Annotated in this window: 1 protein-coding gene; it reads left to right on the top strand. The window is 55.5% G+C overall.

The window, feature by feature from the left end; all coding sequences use genetic code 11:
• The first annotated feature begins 214 nt into the window (after positions 1 to 214).
• The gene (locus DWY03_RS09910) at positions 215 to 1909 is read left to right on the top strand and encodes a phospho-sugar mutase (RefSeq protein ID WP_117840757.1); all 1695 of its coding nucleotides are present in this window, start codon (positions 215 to 217) and stop codon (positions 1907 to 1909) included.
• The last annotated feature ends 157 nt before the right edge of the window (positions 1910 to 2066 follow it).

Raw genomic sequence — 2066 nt, 5'->3', positions numbered from 1 at the left:
GAAGGGGGAGGCCTCGCGGCCTCCCCCTTTTTTGCGTTTACAGGCAACATTCCTTATGCAATTAAATCAATTTAATCATCCACCGCTGAATATAGACGTTCACCGTTCTTTGGTCGGTTCTCTGTTCTCAATGGACTAATATTTGCTTTAGCGCACTGCTGCGCTTGTCCTGTTTTACACGGGTCGTTTTATTGATTGTGAAGGAAGGACTCACATGGCAGATGTTCATGAGCTGCTTGATACTTGGATTGCCAATGTCAAGGACGAGGAGCTCCTCGCTGAGCTTAACACGATGAAGGAGCAGGGTGATGAGGACGCCATCACCGATGCTTTCTTCCAAGATCTCGCCTTCGGTACTGCCGGCCTTCGCGGCACTATCGGTGCGGGCACTAACCGTATGAATATCTATACGGTCGGTCGTGCGACCCAGGGATTCGCTGACTACCTCAATGCGACCTTCGAGCATCCAACGGTTGCCATCGCTCGCGATAGCCGCAATAAAGGTGAGCTGTTCGTTAAGACGACGGCTGCCATTCTTGCAGCAAACGGCGTGACTGCCCTCGTTTATCCCAAGATTTCTCCTGTGCCGACGCTCTCCTGGGCCGTCCGTGATCTTAAGTGCTCCGGTGGCATTTGCATGACCGCTAGTCATAACCCGGCACCGTATAACGGCTATAAGGCCTATGGCCCCGACGGCTGCCAGATCACCAGCGAGGCCGCCGATGCAATTTCTAAGGCTATCGCCGAGACCGATACGTTCACCGGTGTGAAGTCCATGGACTTCGATGAGGCTCTTGAGCAGGGCCTGGTCAAATGGATCGATGACTCGTGCCTCGAGCGTTATTACGACGCCGTTCTCGCTCGCGGCGTTACGAATCTTTCTGCCGAGGAGATTGCCGGCGCACCGCTCAAGCTTGTCTATACGCCGCTGAATGGTACCGGCCTCATTCCCGTCACCACGGTGCTCGAGCGCGCTGACATCACTGATGTCACGGTTGTTCCCGAGCAGAAGGAACCTAACGGCGATTTCCCGACCTGCCCGTATCCTAACCCCGAGATCCGACAGGCCATGCAGAAGGGCATCGATCTCTGCGAGCAGGTTCACCCCGATCTGCTGCTTGCGACCGATCCCGACGCCGACCGTGTTGGCGTTGCCGTTAAGAATGGCGATGACTATCTGCTGCTGACCGGTAACGAGATGGGCGTCCTGTTGCTCGACTATATTTGCAAGACCCGTGCCGCCCGCGGCGAGGACCTCACTAAGAAGGTCGCGGTTACTACCATTGTTTCTTCCGCCATGGTCGATGCTCTGGCCGAGGAATATGGCTTTGAGCTCCGTCGCTGCCTGACGGGCTTCAAGTACATCGGTGACATCATTACCTCGCTTTCCGATGCCGGTGAAGTCGATCGCTTTATCTTCGGTTTTGAGGAGAGCTACGGTTATCTGGCTGGTGATCACGTGCGCGACAAGGACGCCGTGAGCACTTCGCTGCTGATTTGCCAGATGGCTCAGTATTACAAGCTGCAGGGTAAGAACCTCGCCGACGCGATGCACGAGCTGTACGAGAAGTATGGCTACTATCACAACAAGACGATTTCGCTGAGCTATCCGGGCGCTGAGGGTGCGGCAAAGATGGCCGGCATCATGGCTGGTCTGCGCGAGAACCCGCCCGCGGAGCTCGCCGGTTCCAAGATTGAGGCCGTCGTGGACTACAACACCTGCGTGAACGGCCTGCCGAAGGCTAATGTCATTGAGTTCGATCTCGAGGGTGGTAACAAGGGTATCGTCCGTCCTTCTGGCACCGAGCCCAAGATTAAGCTGTACATCTTCGCTAAGGGCGCGGATGCCGCCGAGGCTGATGCAGCACTTGACGCGATCGAGGAGTCCGGTCGCAAGCTCTTGGCCTAAGGCTTTGAAAGCCTATTTCTATAGATAGACTGAGGAGGGGATCTCGGAAACGAGGTCCCCTCTTTATTACTTTTAAATACAGCTGAGAATCCCAAACTGTGTAGGAAATGTGTACGCCCAGATTCCCGCCCCCGGCGCCCCTCCGGTCTGGCAATAT

Source organism: Collinsella sp. AF23-2, assembly GCF_003459245.1.
In the GTDB taxonomy this organism is placed as follows: domain Bacteria; phylum Actinomycetota; class Coriobacteriia; order Coriobacteriales; family Coriobacteriaceae; genus Collinsella.
The sequence above is the reverse complement of the archived record's forward strand: the minus strand, read 5'-3'. Positions and strand labels throughout refer to the sequence as shown.